Raw genomic sequence first — 20,707 nt, forward strand, 5'->3', positions numbered from 1 at the left:
ACCCGGCCAAGGTGACGCGCTCGGCGCTGCAGAACGCCGCTTCCATCGCGGCGCTCTTCCTCACCACCGAGGCGGTCATCGCCGAGAAGCCCGAGAAGACCCCTGCCGCCCCCGCCGGTATGCCCGGTGGCGGAGACATGGACTTCTAGGTCTCCTCACCAGAGACTTCCAGGTCTCTTCTCACCAGACCGGCTCGGACGCACGTTGTCCGGGCCGGTCTGTTTTCTGTGGTGAAGAGCCGTACATATGATCATTTAAGCGGTTTGACCCAACGCGACCACATGGGCTGGAGCGCGTAGCCGGCGGCGGACCACGCTCCGTGGGCGGAGAGGTTGTCGTCCAGCACCATGGCGTCGGCGCGGAAGGCGCCGAAGGCGGCGAAGCGGGACTCGGCCGCGGCCAGGAGCGTGGTGGCGATGCCCTTGCGGCGGTGGGACGGGTGGACGGCGAGGCGATAGAGATGCGCTCGCCAGCCGTCCCAGCCCGCGATGAGCGTGCCCACCAGCTCCCCATCGAGCTCGGCGATGAGCAGGGCCTCCGGGTCGCGCTCGATCAGCGCCATCACCTTGTCGGGCGAGTCGCGCCGGTCGGTGCCCTCGGCGGCCAGGAGCCAGAAGTCGAGCACGGCGGGCACGTCGTCGAACCCCCCATGCCGTATCTTCACCCCCGAAGCGGCCCCTGAGTCGGCCGCCATCAGACGCCGAAGTGGGCGACCACGTGGCCGCGTGCGAGCGTGTTGGCGGTGATGTTGAAGCCGACCACCGCCGGGCTGGCGTCACTGTCGACGCCCAGCTCGGCCACGCCCAGCGCGTGCACCGTGAAGACGTAGCGGTGCGGGTCGCCGGGCGGGGGAGCGGCGCCGCCGTAGTCCTTGCTGTTGTAGTCGTTGCGCGCGTGCGTGGCCCCCGCGGGCAGGCCCTTGAACTCGGGCGCGGTGCCGGCGCCCGTGGGCAGCTCGGTGACGGAGGCCGGGAGGTCGAAGAGCACCCAGTGCCAGAACCCGCTGCCGGTGGGCGCGTCGGGGTCGTAGCAGGTCACGGCGTAGCTCTGCGTCTCGGCCGGGGCGCCGGACCACTGGAGGTGGGGTGACAGGTTCTGGCCGGTCATGCCCCAGTCGTTGAAGACGTGGAGGTCACCCAGCCTCTCCCCGTCCGCGATGTCGTCGCTCTGGACCGTGAGTGCGGGGACCGACGGCAGGTGTTCGTGTGGCAGCGGTGCGGGCACGGCGTCCTCCTTGTAGAGATCCTCCACTACTCCAGCCATCCTAGGAGTGCGTCCGTCTCGGGAGGCGACGTGCCCGCTCGTGGGTCCCTCGGGTGGTCAGGCGGACAGCTGGGCGGGCAGGGCCTTTCCGTGTAGGACGGTGAGCGAGGTGACCGCACGGGTGAGCACCACGTACAGCCTGGCCAGGCCGCGGGGCTCGGCCGCCACGATGTCGGCCGGCTCGACGACGATCACGTGGTCGTACTCCAGGCCCTTGGCCAGCGTCGCCGGGACGATCAGCAGCCGGTGCTCCTTGGTCGTGTCGGGGTCGAGCACGGCGTGGGCCAGCCCGTCGAGCTGCCGTGACACCTCCGCCACCAGCGCGTCGGGCACGATCACGCCGATCGAGCCCTCCCGGGACATGGCCTCGCGCGCGGCGTCGGCGACCGCGCCGCCGGGGCGTACGCTCAGCGAGCCCACGCCGGGGCGCAGCGACCGCGGCGGGGCCAGCGTCGGGGCGATCGACGGCAGCAGCCGGGCGGCGTAGTCGAGCACCTCGCGTGGCACGCGGAAGCCCAGCGTCAGCTCGGTGACCTCGCCCGCGTCCTGGCCCAGGTGCTTGAGCACGGTCCCCCACGAGCTGGTGGACCACGGGGTGGTGCCCTGGGCGAGGTCGCCGAGGACGGTGGCCGAGCCGTTGCGGCAGCGCCGGCCGAGCGCGCGCAGCTGCATCTCCGACAGGTCCTGCGCCTCGTCGACGACCAGGTGGCCGAGCGAGGGCGTGCGTTCGATCAGGTCGCCGAGCTCGTCGAGGAGCGCGGCGTCGGCCGCCGACCACTTCGCCGACTTCCAGCCTCGGTACGGTTTCTGCCATAGCAACATTTGCTGCTCGTCGGGCGACAAATCGGTTTTGGCGGCTTTTGCCAGGAATTCTGGGTCCGAGAGGAGCTTGAAGAGGACCTGCTGCGGCACCAGTTTGGGCCAGACCGCGTCGACGAGCTGCTTGACCGGCTTGGACCTGGCCACGGCGTCCTGCACCCGGTCGTCGGGCGACTCCCCGCGCTGCTCCATGCGTACCAGCACCATGTGCGCGAGCCGCTGCGCCAGCGCCGCCCGGCCGGGCCCGTAGCGGGTGGTGCCGCGCAGCGAGGCGACGATCTCGCGTACCTCGTAGTCGGCCACCCGGAAGCGGTAGGCGCCCTTGCTGTAGACGACGCCCTCCTCCGGCTTCACGATGTGCAGCCACAGCGCCCGCTCCAGCACGGCGGCCATGCGGGCGTCGCCCTTCAGCGCCGACACCATCGGATCCTCCGGCGTGGCGTGTTCGCCGAGCAGGCCCGCCACCGTGGTCTGGTCGACCTTGACCTCGCCGAGCGCGGGCAGCACGGAGGAGATGTAGGACAGGAAGGCGCGGTTGGGGCCGACGATCATGACGCCCGACCTGGCCAGCCGCTCGCGGTGGGTGAACAGCAGGTACGCCGCCCGGTGCAGGCCGACGGCGGTCTTCCCGGTGCCCGGCGCGCCCTGGACGCAGACGGTCTGGGTGAGCGTGGCGCGGACGATCTCGTCCTGGTCCGGCTGGATCGTGGCGACGATGTCGCGCATCGGGCCGGTGCGCGGGCGCTCGATCTCCTCGGTCAGGATCTTCGACGGACCGATGTCGCCGCCCTCACCGAGCGGCTCGTCCTCGAACGCGGTCAGCATGCCGCCGTGATAGCCGAACCGGCGCCGCCGCGCGACGCTCATCGGATCGGCGGGGCTGGCCTGGTAGAACGCCCGGGACACCGGCGCGCGCCAGTCGATCACCAGCGGGCGGCTGCTGCCGTCGTGCACGTGGCGGCGGCCGACGTAGATCGTAGAGGGCAGGTCGTCGTCCGCCGAGCGGTCGAGGCGGCCGAAGAACAGCGGGGTGTCGGGATGGTCGGCCAGCGCCGCCACCCGCTTGTCGAGCAGCGACTGCAGGATCTGCTGGGACACCCAGTCGCCGGCCGCGTCGGCCGACAGCGATTGGGCGTGCAGCCGCATCGCCTGGAGCGCGGCCCTCGACTCGGCCAGATGGGACTGCTCGGCCGCGAGCACGTCGGCGGGTATGTCGGGGGCCAGCTGGTGTGCGGGCATGCGAAAGTGCCTCCCTGGTCGAAGTAACGGAGGTGGTGTAGGCAGCGAATCGACCAGTTTAGTGGGGCGTCCGGCACGCTTCCAAAGCATTTAGCCGGGGTAGAGAGGGACCGTGGCCCGCGTACGGTTTGTTTTCTCCCCGATCATCCCGACAGTGGCGAGTTTCCTGCTGGCGGCGTTGTGGGCGTTGTCGGTGTTCGCGGGATGGGGGCTGGAGGCGTTCTGCGCGGGAGGCGAGTCCGCGGCGGGCTGCTCGCAGCGGCTCGGCACGGTCTCGGCGATGTCGGGGCTGTTCGCCGTGGCCGCCGCCTGCTGTACGGCCGGTGCCTGGCTGGTCCCTTCCGCCAGGAACGATCCACGCGTGTTCAGCCGGTTCATGGGCGTGGGTGTGGCCGCCTGGATCGTCGCCGAAGGGGTGCTCTTCCTGGGCGGCCTGCTGGCCAGATAACGACAACCTGCCAATAACCGAGAATTCGGGCATATCAGGTGGATTTGCCGGATCATGGGGGTATGTCGCTGGCTGATTGAGGCGCGCAGCGGCGTAGCACGCTGGTGAGGGGGGTGGTTCGATTGTCGACAGCCCGCGGAGTCTCGTGGACGTAATCGACGTCGAAGCCTGGCCGCTCGGAGGGTGAGCGGCCGGGCCTCGCTCGGTCTTGAACGTGGCGCTACACGCCGCCGTGCACGTCGTCGGCGTCGATGATCTGGTAAGCGTAACCCTGCTCGGCCAGGAACCGCTGGCGGTGCGCCGCGAACTCCTGGTCGACCGTGTCCCTGCTGACCACCGTGTAGAACCGGGCGCCGCCGCCGTCGGCCTTGGGCCGCAGCACCCGCCCGAGCCGCTGCGCCTCCTCCTGACGCGACCCGAACGTGCCGGACACCTGGATGGCCACGGCCGCCTCGGGCAGGTCGATGGAGAAGTTCGCCACCTTGGACACGACCAGGACCTGGATCTCCTTGTCGCGGAAGGCCTGGTAGAGCCGCTCGCGCTCCTTGACCCTGGTCTCGCCCTTGATCACCGGAGCGTTCAGGTGCTCGCCCAGCTCGTCCAGCTGGTCGATGTACTGGCCGATGACCAGCACCTGCTCGCCCAGATGCCGGCGGACCAGCGCCTCGGTCACGTGGGTCTTGGACGGCGTGGTGGCGCAGAAGCGGTAACGCTCCTCGGACTCGGCCATCGCGTACGCCAGCCGCTCCTCGTCCGTCAGCGTGACCCGGACCTCCACGCAGTCGGCGGGGGCGATCCAGCCCTGGTTCTCCATCTCCTTCCAGGGCGCGTCGTAGCGCTTGGGGCCGATCAGCGAGAACACGTCGCCCTCGCGGCCGTCCTCGCGCACCAGCGTCGCGGTCAGCCCGACGCGCCTGCGGGCCTGCAGGTCGGCGGTCATCCGGAAGATCGGCGCGGGCAGCAGGTGCACCTCGTCGTAGACGACCAGACCCCAGTCACGCGCGTCGAACAGCTCCAGGTGGCTGTAGACGCCCTTCCGCCGGGTGGTCATCACCTGGTAGGTGGCGATGGTGACCGGACGGATCTCCTTCTTGCTGCCGGAGTATTCGCCGATCTCGTCCTCGGTCAGCGTGGTGCGCTTGAGCAGCTCCTGCTTCCACTGATGCGCGCTCACCGTGTTGGTGACCAGGATCAGCGTGGTGGCCTGGGCGTGTGCCATCGCGGCCGCGCCGACGATGGTCTTGCCGGCCCCGCAGGGCAGCACGACCACGCCGGAGCCGCCGTGCCAGAAGGCGTCGGCCGCGTCCTGCTGGTAGGGCCGCAGGCTCCAGCCGTCCTGCAGCAGCTCGATCTTGTGGTGCTCGCCGTCGACGTAGCCCGCGAGGTCCTCGGCGGGCCAGCCCAGCTTGAGCAGCGCCTGCTTGACGTTGCCGCGGTCGCTCGGGTGCACGGCCACGGAGTCGCCGCTGAGCCGTTCGCCCAGCATGGGCTGGATCTTCTTGGACCGCAGCACCTCTTCGAGCACGGCCCGGTCGGTGGAGGTCAGGATCAGCCCGTTGGCCGGGTCTTTCTCCAGCTTGAGCCGGCCGTATCTGGCCATGGTCTCGGCGATGTCCACGAGCAGCGCGTGGGGCACCGGATAGCGGCTGAAACTGATCAGCGCGTCGATGACCTGCTCGGCGTCGTGCCCGGCCGCGCGCGCGTTCCACAGCGCCAGCGGGGTGACGCGGTAGGTGTGCACGTGTTCGGGGGCGCGCTCGAGCTCGGCGAACGGCGCGATGGCCTTGCGGCACTCGCCTGCCTTCTCGTGATCGACCTCGAGGAGCAGCGTCTTGTCCGACTGGACGATGAGCGGGCCGTCGTTCACGGACATCCCTTCTACGGTTGACGCCTATCCAACACATCAGACGGCAAGAACAGTCCCCGAACAGGTAATCAGTCGTCGAGGTAGCCGTTGAGGCCGAGGAAGAGGAAGATGCCGAGATTGAGTGCGAGGCCCACCCCGAGCAGTGTCCAGCACCAGACGAGCAGGCCCTTGGCGCTGGCCGGCTGCGTGCTCGACCGGCCGAGCGCCATGCCCGCGAGGATGGCGCCGGGGATCGCGAAGATGTTGCAACAGCCGACGATCGAGAGCAGATTGAGCACCAGCGCGACGATGGCGGTGGCCCTCGGCCCCTCGGGCGGCCTAGGGGGCGGGGGATAGCCGTAGCCATAGCCATAACCGTGCTGTGGCGGCGGCTGCTGGCCGTATGGTGCGCCGTAGGGCTGGTACGGATATTCGCCCGATGGACCTTCTTGGCTCATGCCACCTCCTGACAGGTCAACATTTATCACGGAATGGCCACGCGCCCTGCCAGGTCTGCTGTCTCGCCATAGATCTGGACTCTCTCACACGTCTTCAGAGATCGAGACCCAGAGCAGGGAGGCGAGTTGCACCAGGACGACCTACGAGTCTTCACGGCGTTCGTCACGACGCGATCGGACAGCCTCATGCGCCTGGCGTACGTGCTCACCGGCGACCAGCACGCCGCGGAGGATCTGCTCCAGAGCGCGCTGGCCAGAACCGCGGACCGATGGCGGAGCATCAGGGGCGATCCGGAGGCGTACGTCCGCCAGGTCATGTACCACGAGCAGGTCGGCCGGTGGCGCAGCCCGCGCTGGGGGCGCGAGCGCGTGGTCGAGACCCTGCCCGAGCGGATCGCGGGCGACGGCACCGCGCGGGTCGACGACCGGCTCACGCTCGAACAGGCCCTGCGCCGGCTGCCCGCGAAGAAGCGGGCCGTGCTGGTCCTGCGCTACTTCGAGGATCTGCCGGAGTCGGACGTCGCCAGGATCATGGGGTGCTCGATCGGCACCGTACGCAGCCAGACCCACCAGGCCGTGAAGCGGCTGCGCGACCTGGTGGGCGAGACCGTCAATCTGGAGGCCTGAGATGACAGTCGACGAACGCGCGGTCACCGAGGCCCTGAGCAGGCTGGCCGACCGGGCGCGGCCCGTGGATCCCGAGCTGCTTCTGTCACGTGCCCTACGGAGGCGGGCACGGATGAAGTGGCCGAGATGGGGGCTGGCCCTGGCGGCGGCGGCCTGTGTGGTGGCCATCGGGGTGGTGGCGCTGCGGGCGCATGAGCAGCTGTCGGTCTCGCCCGCGAGCCCGCCGACGACGAGCACAGGACCCACCGCGAGCACAGAACCCACGGCGCGGGCGACGGCGACGGCCCCGCCCGCCACCGCGTACGTCCGGGACATCCCCGGCCTGCCGCGGAACACCATCGCGCAGTTCGCGAAGGTGGAGGACTGCATGCCCAAGGGCAGCCCGGTGCACAGCATGGACGGCGAGCGGCTGCTGCCCCAGTACGGGACCGTCAAGGATTACCGCTGGCTCGTGGAGGCCAAGGACAAACTGGGCGTGACGCGGCTGGTCGGCAGCCGCAAGGGGTTCGTGCTGTGCACGCCGGCCATCCGGCTGGTCAGCTACCCGACGGACCCGGTCTTCTCCTACTGGGGCGGGGACCCGCCTGGCAAGCCGGCCCTGCGCGGCGCGCTCAGCGTCGACGTCTACAGCATCGAGACGCAGTCGGAGATCAACCCGGGCCGGGACGGCGACCCGTCCTTCCTGGTGGTGGCCGGCCGGGTCGCTCCCCAGGCGACTCGGGTGGAGGTCGAGTGGGCGGACGGGCGGAAGATGACGGCCAGCGTACGGGACGGCTTCTACATCGGCCGATCGCGGGTGTACGCCGACAAGAAGGGTTCCATCCGCCCGGTCCTGCTGAGCAAGGTGACCGCCTATGACTCCGGCGGCCAGGCGCTGGGCGAGCTCAAGAACGTCAAGTGGAGGTCCGAGGGAGCCATTGACGCGGACGACTAGCCGAGCCTCGACCGCAGCGCCTTGCGGTCGAGCTTGAGCACGCTCGTGACCGGGATCGAGTCGACGAACCGCACTTCCCGGGGATACTTCACCCGGCCGACCCGGTCACGAGCCCAGGTCATCAGCTCCTCGGCGGTGGCCGTGCCGCCCGCCTTGAGCTGGACGAAGGCCACGACCTCCTCGCCCAGGCGCGGGTCCGGGCGGCCCACGACGCCGGACATCACCACGTCGGGGTGCTCGTTGAGGGCGTCCTCGACGTCGCGCGGGAACACGTTGAACCCGCCGCGGATGATGAGGTCCTTCTTCCGGTCGACGATGTACAGGTAGCCGTCGTCGTCCACGCAGCCGATGTCGCCGGTCCGCAGCTCGCCCTCGACCAGCGCGGTGCCGGTGGAGTCCGCAGGGTGCTCGCCCCAGTAGCCGAGCATCAGCGAGTCGCCGCTGACGCAGATCTCCCCGACGTCGCCCGCCTCGGCCTGGTCGCCGGAGGAGTCGCGGATCGTGATCGTGTAGCCGGGCAGCGGCAGGCCCACGCTGCCGATCCGGCGCCGCCCCGGCGGGTTGAAGGTGGTCACGGCGCTGGTCTCGGTCATCCCGTAGCCTTCGAGGACCTGCACGCCGGGCATCCGGCGCTCGAACTCCGCCAGCGTCTCCCGGCCGAGCGGCGCCGCGCCGCAGGTGAGGAAGGCCAGGTCGGGCAGGGGGTGGGACTCCAGCGGCTCGGCCAGGAGCATCTGGAGCATGGCGGGCACGACCGTTCCGTACTGGGCGCGCTGCGCGGCGGCCAGCTCGAGGAAGGCCTTCGGGTCGAACCAGCGCATCAGCACCGCCTGCTGCGGCTCCGTGGCGTGCATCCCGGCGACCGTGATGATCAGCCCGTACGAGTGGGAGAGGGGCACCGGCACTATTGCGCGATTTTTCCCCTCTTGGTGGGACATTTCGTAGGCGTCCTTGGCCACCTGCCAGAGCCCGCGATGGCTCAGCATGACGCCCTTGGCCATGCCGGTCGTGCCTCCGGTGTACATGAGAGCCGCCAGATCGGTGGCGTCCCGCTCGACGGGCCCCCGCTCGGCCGCCCGCTCCAGCTCCCCCGTGTCCACAAATATCGGGATTTGGGGCTCGGCGGCCTGGACCGTCTCCATCAGTTCGGGCGAGGTGACGAGGGCGGTGGCGCCGCTGTCGGCCAGGATGTGCCGCAACTCCGCCGGTCCGACCAGGAACACCACGGGCGTCACCACCGCACCGGCCGCCCAGATCGCCTCGTAGATCAGGCCGACCTCGGGGGAGTTCGCCATCATCACCACGATCCGGTCGCCGGGGCGTACCCCCGCCTCGACCAGCCCGCCGCAGACCTTGCGGGCCCGCTCGGCCAGCGCGTGGCCGCGGTGCCAGACCCCTTCGTAGTAGACCGCGTCGAAGTCGTCGAACCTGCTCCAAGACTCCTCGGCCAACCGGCCCAACGTCAGCTCGCTCACCGTCCCAACCTCGCCTGATCACCGCCGGGCGTCAAGCTGACGTCAAGACAGGTCGGCCACCCCGGTGATGCGATGGAGCGCGAAGCGGTGCACGGCGGCCCTGGTCTCGTCGTACGCCGTGAGGTAGCCGCCCTCCATCCGCGCGGGCTCCAGGATGCGCGAGGTGGCGTTGCCCTGGGAGTCGAGGTAGCCGATCCACACGCGTACGCCCTGCCTGATGGCATCCTGCAACGCGGAGATCGTGGCGGTCGCCGGGCCGCGCGGGATCTGGCCGCTGGGGGCGTCGGCGGGCTCGCGCCGCGTCAGGTGGGCCGCGTCGCCCGCCCGCAGCGCGCGTACGGCGGCGGCCGTGACCTCGGCGTCGAGGCCGTTGGGCGAGGGCACGGACCGGGCCGGCGGCAGGCCCTCGGTGCGCTTCCTGTCGAGCTCGGAGATGATCACGTCGCCGTCGAGCGACTCGGCCACCGGGGCGTACCCCATCGCACGCAGCGCGTCGACCAGCGCGGCCCGCGAGGAGCGGGAGGCGATGACCGTGGGCGCCAGCCTGCGCAGGCGCAGCGCGGCCGAGCGCCGGTCGGCGGTGATCTGGTCGAGCAGGGCCGGGTCGTCGCAGCGGATGTAGGCACTGGCGGTGCCGACCCTGATGCGCCCGTGCCGGCGGGCCACGTCGGCGATCAAGTAGGACAGCGCCTGCGGGACCGGCGTCGCCGAGTGGCGCTCCAGCATGGCCAGCAGCTCCTCGGCCCCCTGGCCCGCGTCGAGCGCGCGGCGGACCGAGCCCTCGCCGAACCGGTAGACGGTCGCGCCGCCCTTGGACTCGACATCGGCGGCCAGCGTCATCCAGCGGCTCAGCTCGCTGGTGAGCGGTCCTGGCGCGACGGCGGTCAGGTCGGCCTGGAGCAGCACATGATCGACCGGCTCGGGCAGCAGCGGGGCCAGCACCGAGGCGGGGTCCTCGCCGGACAGCAGCGCCCGGCCGTGTCCCGACAGCACGCCGAGCCCGGTGACGCCGATCTGCTCGGCCTCCCGCAGCGCGAACTCCGTCAGCTGCTCGCGCAGCGGCCCGCGGCGGCGCGGCTGCTCCCACGCCAGCCGGTCGAACACCGACTCGCGCGTGGGCGCCAGGCCGGGCGCCGACGCGAGCACGCCCAGCGCCGCCGACCGCACACCCGGCGCGGACGAGCGGCGCAGCTCGGTGTGCAGCGCGTTGAGCGGCCGGTCCCGGTCGTCACGCTCGCCGACCAGGCCGGGGACGCGGTCGGTGTGCAGCCAGGTGACCGCCAGCGCCGCCCACCGGTCGGCGGTCGGCCGGACCCGCCACAGGTCGTAGCCGGTGGTCGGCAGCCACTCGCCGTCGACGTTGCCGCCCGCCGCGATCAGCCCGGCCGCGTGCGCGACCTCCACGATCAGCGCGGCGGCCCACTCGGGCACGTCCAGCTCGGTCGCGGTGCGCTTCAGATCCCGTACGCCCAGCCCGCCGGTACGCAGCACGCCCGGCGGTTCGGCGCTCCACCGCTCGCACAGGTCCTCGACCGTCCGCACGAACGTGAACGCCTGCCCCGCCGCCGTCCGGTCGGCCAGCCTCTGGTCCCGCGCGGCGCCCTCCAGGGCGGGAGGTACGGCGTACAGATCCCGGTGTACGAGGCCGTTACGCAGGTAGAGGCCGACCTCCCGAGGCAGGGCCACGCTCTCCTCACCCGTCGCCGCCAGCAGGCCGCGGGCGAGCAGCTGGTCGATGGGCGAGCGGGCGGAGGCGACCCGCACCTCACGTCTGGCGTTGGGCACCCGGCCCGTCGGCGGCCCCCAGGTGAGTTGGTCCAGCGCCGCCCTAGCCTCGGGCGAGACCTCCTCGATCAGCTTCCCGGGCCGGGTCAGGGCGGCGGCCAGGCGTTCCTTGCCCGAGCCCGCAGTGCCCGGCGCGATGTCGTCGGCCATCTCCGCCAGCTGCTCGGGCGCGTGGTGCCGGAACGCCTCCACCGCCGGGGGGCCGAGCCCCGCCGGATCGTCGAGCACCTTCCGCACGCCGGGGGCCAGGGCTAGCGCGGAGTCGGGGCCGTAGACGAGGGCCAGGTCGCGCAGGTGGTCGAGCGCCGCCGACAGCGCGGGCTCCGGCTTGCCCGCCGCGAGCGCCCCGCCGACGAGCGCGCGCAGGGCCGCCTTCGTGACGGGCCCCGGTCGTACGTCCGGCTTCTCGACCCGCTTCTCGGCCTGCGCTCCGGCGGCGGGGCGCGTTTCGCCGACGGCGCGCGTTTCGCCGGCGGCCGGTGTCTCGACGACGGCCAGCGTTTCGAGCACGGCGAGCGTGAAGCGGTTGAGCCGGTCGAGCGCCCGGCCGATCGCCGAAGGGCTGCCCGCGCGTACGGCGAGGCCCTCCAGATGTGCGGGCACCGGAGTGATCAGCTCGGGGCGCGCGGAGACGAGCGCCCGCAGCTGTTCGTCGGTGCGCCCCCTGATCCACTCCGTGAACTCCATCGTTGCCATGGTATGTCCCCCCTGATTGGGGCAGCATGGCTCACGTGATTGAGCGAGCGGACCAGCTCATCCTCAACTACGTCAGCGCAGCCGCCGACGCGGCTCATGGCGTGCTCAGATCCGACCAGCGGCTCGACTTCGCCAAGCGGTTACGGGCCAGGATCGAGGTCGAACGGCAGGGCAGCCAGAACCCACGGCAGGTGGTCAAGGTGCTCGCCCGGTTCGGCGACCCGGTGGCGCTGGTCGAACGCGAGGCCCGCAGGCTGGCCGAGGCGGGGCCGGGCGGCGCGCCCGGCGCCCCGTCCGGAACCCGGCCGGGAACGGCGCCCACGGCCGCGCCCGGGGCCGCGCGGGGAACCGTGACGCCGGGTGCCGTGGCCAAGGCGGAACGGGTCGCGGGGGCTGGTGGGGCGACGCCGTTCTTCCCCAAGATCGTCGACGACGTGGCGCCCCCGGGAGCCCAGCTGGGCCGGCGGCTCGCGGAGGACCATCTGGCCCCGCGGCCCCTGCGGGGCATGCCGTTCGCGCGGCTGCGGCAGGTGGCCATGTCCGGGGGGAACCCGATGACCACCCGTGGACGGGACGCCGGCACCATCGTCAAGGAGTACCCGCGCGAGACGGCGGCGATGGTGGTCCTGGTGCTGGCCGCGCTGCTGGTCCCGTTCGGCCTGCCGGCCGTCGCGATCTTCCGGGTGCCGGTGCTGGTGTGGGGGTTGGGGGCGCTGCTGGTGGCGTTCTCGGAGGGCTGGGTGCTGCGCGACCGGCTGATCGGGATCGGTGCGCCCCTGGTCGGCTACACGCTCGGCGGGGCGCTCGTCGGCGGTCTGCGGGTGGGCGCGGAGCCGGGGGTGCAGGCGTTCGTGGTGCAGTTCTTCGACGTCAGCGGGGTGATGTTCATGATCGGCACGGCTCTGGGCGTGGGCTGGCTGGCTTACCGGCTGGTGGAGGTCAACTGACCGAGGCGGGGCTCGGGGTCAGCTGACGGGTGCGGGGCTCGGCAGGAGGCCCACGGCCAGGCGTACCCAGGCGGTGACGAACTGGTCTTTCTCCGCGTGTCCCGGCGACTCGCCGACCGTCTCCTGGAACAGCCGGTAGTGCACCACGGAGCCGCCGAGCACCGCCGCGATCCCGTTCCAGTCGACCTTGGCGTCCTCGTATTCGGGCTGGGCGCGGAACCAGGTCGTGATGGCGTCGAACATGGGCTGCAGCAGCCCTTCGCGCACCACCGCCACCAGCTCCGGGAACTGGCTCAGGTCCCGGAAGAACACCCGGGTCAGTTCCGACTCCTCCCGCACCTTGGCCAGCCCGGCGCGGCACAGGTGCGAGAGCCGCATCTCCAGGTCGGCCGAGGTCTCCATGTCGCCCAGCTGAGCCAGGCTCTCGGCCACCTGCGTGCGGGTACGGGCGGCATGCTCGTTGATCGCCGCGGCGAGCACCTCGTACTTCGACTTGAAGTGCCGGTAGAGCCCTCCGGCGCCCGGGGAGAGCCCTGAGGCGGCCTCGATCTCGGCCACCGAGGTGGCGGAGTAGCCCCGCTCCGCGAAGAGCCGCAGGGCCTCGTCGATGATCCGCTCACGCGTCGATCTGGTCATTCTTTCCTGATACCTCCGTGATGGAGCGTAGCCGTCACGGCGCGGCTCGCCGTATCAACCCCGCGACGACCGAGCCGACGATCAGCCACACCAGCGCCGCGAGCCCGTAGTTGACCAGCGTCGTCCACCGTACGTCGGCGAGCTGGAACAGGTTGGCCAGGCCCACCGACAGCGGCGAGGCGAGCGATTCGACGAACTGGTACCAAATGTTGGCCGGGTTGGCCCGGAACACCGTGAAGATCGCGTACAGCACCAGGATCAGCGCGGCCAGCCTGGACGCCAGCCGGACGGCGGCGGCCAGGAACGCCACCACTCCCCGCCACACCCTGACCGGTCCGGTCACCTGCCGGGGCAGCGCGGGCCGGTGCGGCCGCGGCCCGCTGAGGGAGAGGTCCCGGGTGGGCTGTTCGGGCGGGCTGGGGCGGTTGGCGGCGGCGACCAGCCGATCTCCCGCTTCCGGCGGTTTGGGGGGCTCGGTCACGGCCACTCCTCCCGATAAGTAATTCCTTTCTTCCCACTCCCACGGTCCCACAACAAGGGCCGTTACCCGTAATGCGGACGCGTTTGGCATCCTTCACCTTGTGCGGACATCGGTGGGTTTCGACCTGGACATGACATTGGCGGACACACGGTCGGGCATCGCGGCCGTCTACGACGAGCTTTCGACGCGCCTCGGCGTGGTCATCGACAGCAAGGCGATCATCACCAGGCTCGGCCCGCCACTCGAACAGGAGTTGGCGAACTGGCTGCCGCTGGAGGCGATCCCGGAAGCCGTGATCCTGTTCAGGGAGATCTATCCGGAGTTGGGCGTGCCCGTGCACACGGCCATGGCCGGAGCGGCGGAGGCCGTCGAGGCCGTACGCGCGCAAGGGGGCAGGATCATCGTCGTGACCGGCAAGAACCCGCGCGACGCGACCAGCACCGTGAAGGCGCTCGGGCTCGCCGTGGACGAGGTGGTCGGGTCGGTCTTCGGGGCGGCCAAGGGTGCGGCCCTCGAGCGCTTCGGCGCCGGAGCCTATGTCGGCGACCATGTGGCGGACATCGAGGCCGCGCGGGCCGGGGGAGCCGTCAGCGTGACGGTCGCGACCGGCCCTTACACGCTGGACGAACTCCGTGATCACGGAGCCGATGTGGCGCTTGGCGACCTGACGGAATTCGCCGACTGGTTCGCCGGATGGCGTTCGAGTGGGCAACTCCGGTAAATGCCGGGAATTTTCCTGGTCGCTACGGAGCCTCGCGGGGCATAACCTACATCCATTCGCCTTTTACGACTGTTTGAACGAGGTTCCTCCTGTGCCGAGTGGCAAGGTCAAGTGGTACGACGCCGACAAGGGTTTCGGCTTCCTCACCCGCGACGACGGTGGTGAGGTCTTCGTGCATTCCTCCGCGCTACCCACAGGTGCCGGCCCGCTCAAGCCCGGCCAGAAGGTCGAGTTCGGCGTGGCCGAGGGACGGCGCGGCCAGCAGGCCCTGTCGGTGCGGATCCTCGAGCAGCCGCCGACGCTGGCCAAGCCCAAGCCCAAGGCCAAGCGCAAGAAGCCGGACGAGCTGGTCGTCATCGTGGAGGATCTGATCAAGCTCCTCGACGACGTCTCGACCTCCTACCAGCGGGGCAAGCACCCTGACGCGGCGCACGCGAAGAAGATCGCGCAGGTGCTCAGGGCGGTGGCGGACGACCTCGACGCCTAGCCGTTGGGGTTCGTCAGCGGCTTGGTCGAGTCGAGGGTGTCGACGCGCTGATCCCGCCGGTCGGCGCGTCGATCCTCCGCGTCCCACGCACCTTGATCCGTTTGGTCTTCCTGGTCCGTTTGGGCCGCGGCTTCGGGGCCCCGTGTGGCGGCGCGGATCCGCTTGCGGCGGCGCACGATCAGCCAGCCGAACGTGCCCGTCAGCGCCACGGCCAGCGTGACCAGCCCCGCCGCGCTGCTCTCGGCCAGTGACAGCAGCAGCCCGATCAGCCCGCCGAACACCCAGGCGAGCTGCAACACCGCCTCGACCACCCCGAACGTGGACGAGCGCACCTCCTCGCCGATCTCCCGCTGCACGATCGCGTCGAGGGCGAGCTTGCCGAGCTCCTGCGCGAACGCGGTGACGAGCGAGATCGCGGCCGCGGTCCAGAGGCCGAAGAACACCGCGGTGGCGATCGTGGTCGCGCCGGTCACGGCCAGCGTCAGCAGCGTGATGAGATGCGGCGAGTGGTTGCGGGTCCAGTTCGCGACCACGGCGCCGACCAGGCCGCCCAGCCCCGCCGCGGCCGCGAGCAGCGCGATCGTCTTCGGGATGTCGAAGAACGGGTCGGGTGTGGCCAGCCACGGCACACCCTTGTCCTGCACCAGGAACAGCAGGAAGAACAGCAGGAACCCGGAGAACAGGCGGATGGCCACGTTCGCCCAGACCGCCTCGGCCACCGCCGGGCCCACGTTCAGGAGGGTCCGCCAGCGGAGCGGCCTGCCCTCCTCCTCTTCCAGCTCGGGCGAGTCGACGTGTCGCGGCAGCCGTACGGCCAGGACGCCGATCAGGAGGAAGGCGACCATCGCCGTACGCAGGACCGCGGCGCTGCCCAGCCACGCGGTCAGGCCCGCGGCGACCGGCACCATCACGCCCGCCGAGATCAGCGAGAACAGCGCCACCCTGGCGTTGGCCGAGACCAGCGTGATGTCGGCGGGCAGCACGCTCGGCATGATCGCCGCGCGGGACACGTTGTACGCCTTCGACAGCACCAGCACGCCCAGCGCCCCGACGAACAGCGTCGGCAGGTCGCCGGGCCCCACGGCGGCGGCCATCGCGAAGCACAGCAGGCCGCGGCCGAACAGCGTGCCCGCCATGACATAACGGCGGCCCGACCTGAACCGGTCGAGGATCGGCCCCACGAACGGCGCCAGCAGGGCGAACGGCAGCATCGTGATGACCAGGTAGAGCGCCACGGGCCCGCGGGCCTCGCCGACGGGCACACCGAAGAAGACGGTGCTCGCCAGCGCGACCGTGACGAGTGCGTCGCCGCCGCTGTGACCGGCGGTGAGCTCGATCAGACGGCCCAGCCCGGTGCGGTCGGCGCCGTTGGCGTGGGTGAGGCGCCGGGTCGCCTTCCCGACCTTCTGCGCCCCCCTGCCGACCTTCTGCGCGCCCCTGGCCGTGGCCTTGCCCGCCCGCGCGGTGCCGCCGGCGGTCGCCTTCCCGGCCCGCAGGGTGGCCCGGCCGGCGCGCGCGGTGGCGCGCCCCGCGTCGGCGACGCCTCGCCCCACGCGCCGCGTGACCTCGCGAGCCGTGTCCCAGCCTCCTTGCACGCTTACCAGTCTTACCCGATCGCCGCTCGCAAACGGCGACGGATCGCCCGGGGACAGGCCCACCGATGTGCCGCCAGTTGATCCGGGATCGGCGGTGTCGGCACCTTGGGGTCCGCTGCCCGTCCTACCTCGATGGTCGCCCGCCCACGGCGGCGGGATTGCTGGGGGTCGGGGGTGCTGATGTGTCGTGAGTGGGTCCGGGATGGGCGGTGTCGGCACCTTCAGGTCCGGTCATGGGTGAGAATGAAGTGTGAGCGAACAGCACCTTGCGGCGGAGGCGGACAGATGACCCGCACCCGGACCCGCGTCTCCCCGCCCGACCAGGCGTGCGTCGCCGCGGTGGACCTGGCGCGCGCCGCCGCGGAGGAGCTCGCGCGGCCGGGCGAGCCGGGTGAGCACCTCGGTTATGAGGGCGAGGGCGACCGCATCGTCACCCATTACTTCGCCTGTCTCGACCGGGCCTACCGCGGTTGGCGCTGGGCCGTCACCGTGACCCGCGCCTCGCGGGCGAAGAACGTCACCGTGAGCGAAGCCGTCCTGCTGCCCGGCTCGGGAGCGTTGCTCGCGCCCGAGTGGCTGCCCTGGAGCGAGCGTCTGCGCCCCGGTGACCTGGGCGTCGGCGATCTGCTGCCGACCTCGGAGGACGACGACCGCCTGGAGCCAGGTTTCGTCAAGACCGACGACGAGACCGACCATCAGACGATTTTCGAGTACGGCCTGGGCCGGGCCCGTGTGCTCTCGGCCATCGGCAAGGACCGCGCTGCCAGACGTTGGCACTCGGGCGAGCACGGGCCGCATACGCCGATCGCACACGCCGCTCCCGCGCAGTGCTCCACCTGTGGTTTCTACTGGCCGCTCGCGGGTGGGCTCCGGCAGGTGTTCGGGGTCTGCGCCAATGAGTACGCCCCCGACGACGGCAAGGTGGTCGCCGCCGACCACGGCTGCGGGGCCCACTCGGAGGCAGCGGTCATGCCGCCGTCCGTCGAGCAGGCCATGCCCATCCTCGACGACATGGGCTTCGACCTGATGGAAGAGGAGGCCGGATCCGTCGACGGATCGGCCACCGAGGAGCTCGGCCACTCCTGACCGCGAATGTCGGTGAGGGCCGCTAGCCTACGGTGGCCCCCCATCGGCGGACCCCGGACACGTGCCGGAGCCCGCCCCACCAGCGACCAGGATCGTGACAGATGACCGACACCTTTGGCACCGACCGGACGCGGGCCGCCGTGCTCGCCGCGTGGACGGCCTCGACCGCCCGATTCCGCGAGGACGCCAACGCCGAGGAGGACTTCGCCCTCGGCGGCTACCGCGACCGGCTCATCGTGGAGCTCGCCCAGAACGCCGCCGACGCGGCGCTGCGCGCGGGCGTGCCAGGGGTGCTCCGGCTGACGTTGCGCGACGACGTCCTGACCGCCGCCAACACCGGCGTCCCGCTCGACGCGACCGGCGTCGAGGGTCTGTCGACGCTGCGTGTCTCCGGCAAGCGGGACGAAGCGGGCGCCGCCGGCCGGTTCGGCGTCGGGTTCGCCGCGGTGGTGTCGGTCTGCGATGAGCCGTCGATCTGCTCGCGCGAGACGGGCGCCGTCCGCTGGTCGCGCGCGGAGACGGCCGCCGTGGTGGCCTCGGTGCCGGAGCTGGCCGCCGAGCTCGGCTCGCGCGGCGGCCACGTACCGCTGCTGCGCCTGCCGTTCGAGGCCGAGCCGCTCGACGTGCCGCAGGGCTTCGACACGCTCGTACGCCTGCCGCTGCGCGACGCCGCGTCGGTCGCGGCGGTCCGCCGCATGCTGGCCGAGACCAGCCCGGCGCTGCTGCTCGGCATGCCCGCGCTGACGAGCATCGAGATCGACCTCGACGGCTCGGAGCGCCGGGTGTCGGCCGACGGGTGGCACCTGGTGTCGGAGTCGGGGGAGTTCGCTCCCGACGAGGTGGCGGCCCTGTTCGCCGACCGGCCCACCGAAGAGCGCGCCCGCCCCTACTGGTCACTCCGCTGGGCCGTGCCCGTCGCCGACACGGAGCCCGCCCCGCTGCCCGCCGGGGTGCCGCCGGTGGTGCACGCGCCGACGCCCAGCGACGAGCCGCTCGACCTGCCGGCCCTGCTCATCGCCTCGTTCCCGATGGCCACCGACCGGCGGCACGTGGCCAAGGGGCCGCTGACCGACTTCCTGGTCGAGCGGGCCGCCGACGCCTACGTCAGACTGCTCGGCGAGCTGCCGCGCACCCCCAAGCTCCTCGATCTCGTCCCCTCTCTGATGGGCAAGGGCGAGCTCGACGCCCGGATCCGGCGGGCCATCCTGCTGCGCCTGCCCGCCACCCCGCTGCTCCCGGCCCTGTCCGCGCCCGCTCCGGCCGTGCAGACGCCGTCGTTCGCCGAGGCCGAGGTCTACGAGCCCGACGCCGAGTGGCAGGTCGAGCACCCGGCCAGGGAGCCGCACGAGGACGGCTGGATCGTCGCCGGCCAGGAGGCGGCCGTGGTCGCCGGGTCGAGTGACCTGCTGGCGGCGATCGCCGACTTCGTCCCCGGCCTGCTGCCCGCCGGGTGGCCCGCCCGGCACCCGGCGATGGGCTCGCTCGGCGTGCGCCGGGTCGAGCTGGCCGAGGTCGTCGACCTGCTGTCCGGTGAGGCGGTCGAGGCGCGGGAGCCGTCCTGGTGGCGCTCGCTCTACGAGGTGCTGCCGGCCGACGACCCCGAGTCGCTGGGCGCGCTGCCGGTGCCGCTGGCCGACGGCCGCCTGGTCCGTGGGCCGCGCGGCACCCTCATCCTCGACCTGGGCGGCACCCGCCTGGCCTCGGCCCGCGACGGGCTCGACCTGACGCCTCTGGGGCTGCGGATCGTGCACCCGGAGGCGGCGCACGCGGCGCTGCTGCGGCTCGGCGCCGCCGAGGCCACGCCACGGACGATCCTCGAAGACCCCATCACCAAGGCCGCCGTCGCCCAGTCCCTCGACAGCGCCGACTCCGAGCCCGTGGCGCGGGCCGTGCTCTCCCTGGTGGAGGCCGCCTCGCTGGTGCCGGGCGAGGCGCCGTGGCTGGCCGAGCTGGCGCTGCGCGGCAGCGACGGCGACCTCTACGCGGCGGGCGAGCTGATGCTGGCCGACGGCGCGCTGACCCGACTGCTGGAGCCCGACACGCACCTCGGGGTGGTCGCGCCGGAGCTGGTGGAGACCTACGGCTCCCGGGTGCTCGAAGCCGTGGGCGTGCTCGACGGGTTCGCCGTGGCGCACGACTCCGACGTGCTGCTCGACCACGACGACTGCGACCACGACCTCGACGGTGAGGACGACTGGCTCGACCACGTGCTCGACCTGCTGCCTGAGCTGGACCTGCCGCCCGTGGTGCCGGACTTCGCCGCGGTGCGCGACCTGGAGCTGGTCGCCGACTGGCCCGCCGCGCTGGCGCTGCTGACCAGACCGCCGCTGCGTGCCGCGCTGCACCCGCTGCGGGTGGAGGGCGTCGAGGTGCCGTCCTACACGGCGTGGTGGCTGGCCAACCACCCCGTGCTCGACGGGCGACGGCCACGGGAGCTGCGGCTGCCCGGCGCCGACCCGCTGCTCCAGGGTCTCTATGGTGACGCGCCCGGCGGGCTCGACCCGGTGGCGCTGGGGATGCTCGGCGTACGCACCACGCTGGCCGAGCTGCTCGCCGGCCACGGCGGTCCCGAAGAGCTGCTCGACCTGATGGCCGACGAGTCCATCGAGGTCGACCGGGCCCAGTTGCGGGCCCTGTGGATCGCGCTGGCGGCCGTCGAGCCCGCGCGGGTGGCGCCGCCCGCCCGGGTGCGCGCCGTGCTCGGTGGCGACATCGTGGTGGCCGCGGCCGACGACGCCGTCGTGGTGGAGGCCCCCGACCTGCTCCAGCTCGTCACCGACCGGCCTCTGGTGCTGGCCCCCTACGACCTGGCCGAGTCGCTGTCGGAGCTGCTCGACCTGCCGCTGGCCGGCGAGCTGGCCCAGGGCGAGGTCACGTCCGAGGGTGAGACCCGGAGCGTGCCGGCAGAGGTGCGCTCCCTGCTGCCGACGGCTCCCGAGACCTACGTCGAGCACGAGAAGCTGCTGGTCGACGGCGTCGCCTGCACGTGGCGCTTCTTCGAGGGCTCCGTGCACTGCACCGGGCTCGACGGCCTGGCGCGCGGCCTGGCCTGGGCGACGGGCCAGTGGAACGACCGGCTCGCGGTGGCCGCGCTGCTGCACGACCCCACGGCCGTGCCGCTCCTGCTGGCCGAGGCCGACCTGTCGTAGAGCCGACGGGCCCGT

Annotated in this window: 18 protein-coding genes; 8 read left to right on the plus strand and 10 right to left on the minus strand. The window is 71.9% G+C overall.

Annotation, left to right across the window (positions count from 1 at the left end):
- Window positions 1-250: 250 nt before the first annotated feature.
- Genes LDL49_RS43330 through LDL49_RS43340 form a run of 3 tightly spaced genes read right to left on the minus strand, consistent with a single transcriptional unit; the run spans window position 251 to window position 3,321 of the window.
- Window positions 251-664, minus strand: a complete 414-nt coding sequence (locus tag LDL49_RS43330) for a GNAT family N-acetyltransferase (protein WP_225300752.1) — start codon at window positions 662-664, stop codon at window positions 251-253.
- A gap of 29 nt (window positions 665-693) precedes the next feature.
- A complete protein-coding gene (locus LDL49_RS43335; protein ID WP_225300753.1) occupies window positions 694-1,263 on the minus strand; it encodes a YbhB/YbcL family Raf kinase inhibitor-like protein in 570 nt (189 codons plus the stop codon).
- A gap of 57 nt (window positions 1,264-1,320) precedes the next feature.
- Entirely contained in the window at window positions 1,321-3,321 is a 2,001-nt protein-coding gene (locus LDL49_RS43340; protein WP_225300754.1) for a HelD family protein, read from the minus strand.
- 154 nt (window positions 3,322-3,475) lie between these two features.
- Between LDL49_RS43340 and LDL49_RS43345 the strand changes: the two genes are divergently transcribed.
- Window positions 3,476-3,769 (plus strand): hypothetical protein, encoded by a 294-nt coding sequence (locus LDL49_RS43345; RefSeq protein WP_225300755.1) that lies wholly within the window; start codon window positions 3,476-3,478, stop codon window positions 3,767-3,769.
- Window positions 3,770-3,989: 220 nt separating this feature from the next.
- Here the strand turns inward: LDL49_RS43345 and LDL49_RS43350 are convergent, their stop codons facing one another.
- Together LDL49_RS43350 and LDL49_RS43355 are read right to left on the minus strand one after the other, a co-directional pair.
- A complete protein-coding gene (locus LDL49_RS43350; RefSeq protein WP_225300756.1) occupies window positions 3,990-5,642 on the minus strand; it encodes a DNA repair helicase XPB in 1,653 nt (550 codons plus the stop codon).
- Between the two features lie 62 nt (window positions 5,643-5,704).
- A complete protein-coding gene (locus LDL49_RS43355) occupies window positions 5,705-6,073 on the minus strand; it encodes a hypothetical protein (RefSeq protein ID WP_225300757.1) in 369 nt (122 codons plus the stop codon).
- A gap of 126 nt (window positions 6,074-6,199) precedes the next feature.
- Here LDL49_RS43355 and LDL49_RS43360 point away from each other — a divergent pair, with 126 nt between their 5' ends.
- Window positions 6,200-6,700 carry a SigE family RNA polymerase sigma factor gene (locus LDL49_RS43360; protein ID WP_225300758.1) on the plus strand — a complete coding sequence of 167 codons (501 nt, stop codon included), beginning with the start codon at window positions 6,200-6,202 and terminating at the stop codon, window positions 6,698-6,700.
- 1 nt (window position 6,701) lies between these two features.
- A complete protein-coding gene (locus tag LDL49_RS43365) occupies window positions 6,702-7,634 on the plus strand; it encodes a hypothetical protein (protein ID WP_225300759.1) in 933 nt (310 codons plus the stop codon).
- Here LDL49_RS43365 and LDL49_RS43370 read toward each other — a convergent pair.
- On the minus strand, window positions 7,631-9,109 hold the full coding sequence (locus LDL49_RS43370; protein ID WP_225300760.1) for an AMP-binding protein: 1,479 nt from the start codon (window positions 9,107-9,109) through the stop codon (window positions 7,631-7,633). The genes LDL49_RS43365 and LDL49_RS43370 overlap by 4 nt on opposite strands.
- Window positions 9,110-9,151: 42 nt before the next feature.
- Window positions 9,152-11,581 carry a helicase-associated domain-containing protein gene (locus LDL49_RS43375; RefSeq protein ID WP_225300761.1) on the minus strand — a complete coding sequence of 810 codons (2,430 nt, stop codon included), beginning with the start codon at window positions 11,579-11,581 and terminating at the stop codon, window positions 9,152-9,154.
- 44 nt (window positions 11,582-11,625) lie between these two features.
- Here LDL49_RS43375 and LDL49_RS43380 point away from each other — a divergent pair, with 44 nt between their 5' ends.
- Window positions 11,626-12,537 carry a hypothetical protein gene (locus LDL49_RS43380; RefSeq protein WP_225300762.1) on the plus strand — a complete coding sequence of 304 codons (912 nt, stop codon included), beginning with the start codon at window positions 11,626-11,628 and terminating at the stop codon, window positions 12,535-12,537.
- 18 nt (window positions 12,538-12,555) lie between these two features.
- Here the strand turns inward: LDL49_RS43380 and LDL49_RS43385 are convergent, their stop codons facing one another.
- Window positions 12,556-13,173: a TetR/AcrR family transcriptional regulator gene (locus LDL49_RS43385; RefSeq protein WP_225300763.1), complete on the minus strand. Its 618-nt coding sequence runs from the start codon at window positions 13,171-13,173 to the stop codon at window positions 12,556-12,558.
- A gap of 34 nt (window positions 13,174-13,207) precedes the next feature.
- The gene (locus LDL49_RS43390; protein WP_225300764.1) at window positions 13,208-13,654 is read right to left on the minus strand and encodes a hypothetical protein; all 447 of its coding nucleotides are present in this window, start codon (window positions 13,652-13,654) and stop codon (window positions 13,208-13,210) included.
- A gap of 100 nt (window positions 13,655-13,754) precedes the next feature.
- Here LDL49_RS43390 and LDL49_RS43395 point away from each other — a divergent pair, with 100 nt between their 5' ends.
- Together LDL49_RS43395 and LDL49_RS43400 are read left to right on the plus strand one after the other, a co-directional pair.
- Window positions 13,755-14,375 carry an HAD family hydrolase gene (locus LDL49_RS43395; RefSeq protein ID WP_225300765.1) on the plus strand — a complete coding sequence of 207 codons (621 nt, stop codon included), beginning with the start codon at window positions 13,755-13,757 and terminating at the stop codon, window positions 14,373-14,375.
- A 91-nt stretch (window positions 14,376-14,466) separates the two neighbouring features.
- Window positions 14,467-14,862 carry a cold-shock protein gene (locus LDL49_RS43400; RefSeq protein ID WP_225300766.1) on the plus strand — a complete coding sequence of 132 codons (396 nt, stop codon included), beginning with the start codon at window positions 14,467-14,469 and terminating at the stop codon, window positions 14,860-14,862.
- Here LDL49_RS43400 and LDL49_RS43405 read toward each other — a convergent pair.
- Window positions 14,859-16,457, minus strand: a complete 1,599-nt coding sequence (locus LDL49_RS43405; protein WP_225300767.1) for an MFS transporter — start codon at window positions 16,455-16,457, stop codon at window positions 14,859-14,861. The genes LDL49_RS43400 and LDL49_RS43405 overlap by 4 nt on opposite strands.
- Window positions 16,458-16,742: 285 nt before the next feature.
- Here LDL49_RS43405 and LDL49_RS43410 point away from each other — a divergent pair, with 285 nt between their 5' ends.
- Both LDL49_RS43410 and LDL49_RS43415 read left to right on the plus strand, forming a co-directional pair.
- On the plus strand, window positions 16,743-17,543 hold the full coding sequence (locus tag LDL49_RS43410) for a DUF3027 domain-containing protein (protein WP_225300768.1): 801 nt from the start codon (window positions 16,743-16,745) through the stop codon (window positions 17,541-17,543).
- Window positions 17,544-17,644: 101 nt separating this feature from the next.
- Window positions 17,645-20,692: a sacsin N-terminal ATP-binding-like domain-containing protein gene (locus tag LDL49_RS43415; RefSeq protein ID WP_225300769.1), complete on the plus strand. Its 3,048-nt coding sequence runs from the start codon at window positions 17,645-17,647 to the stop codon at window positions 20,690-20,692.
- Window positions 20,693-20,707: the final 15 nt, after the last annotated feature.

It is taken from the genome of Nonomuraea aurantiaca (genome assembly GCF_020215705.1).
GTDB classification, from domain to species: Bacteria; Actinomycetota; Actinomycetes; order Streptosporangiales; family Streptosporangiaceae; genus Nonomuraea; species Nonomuraea aurantiaca.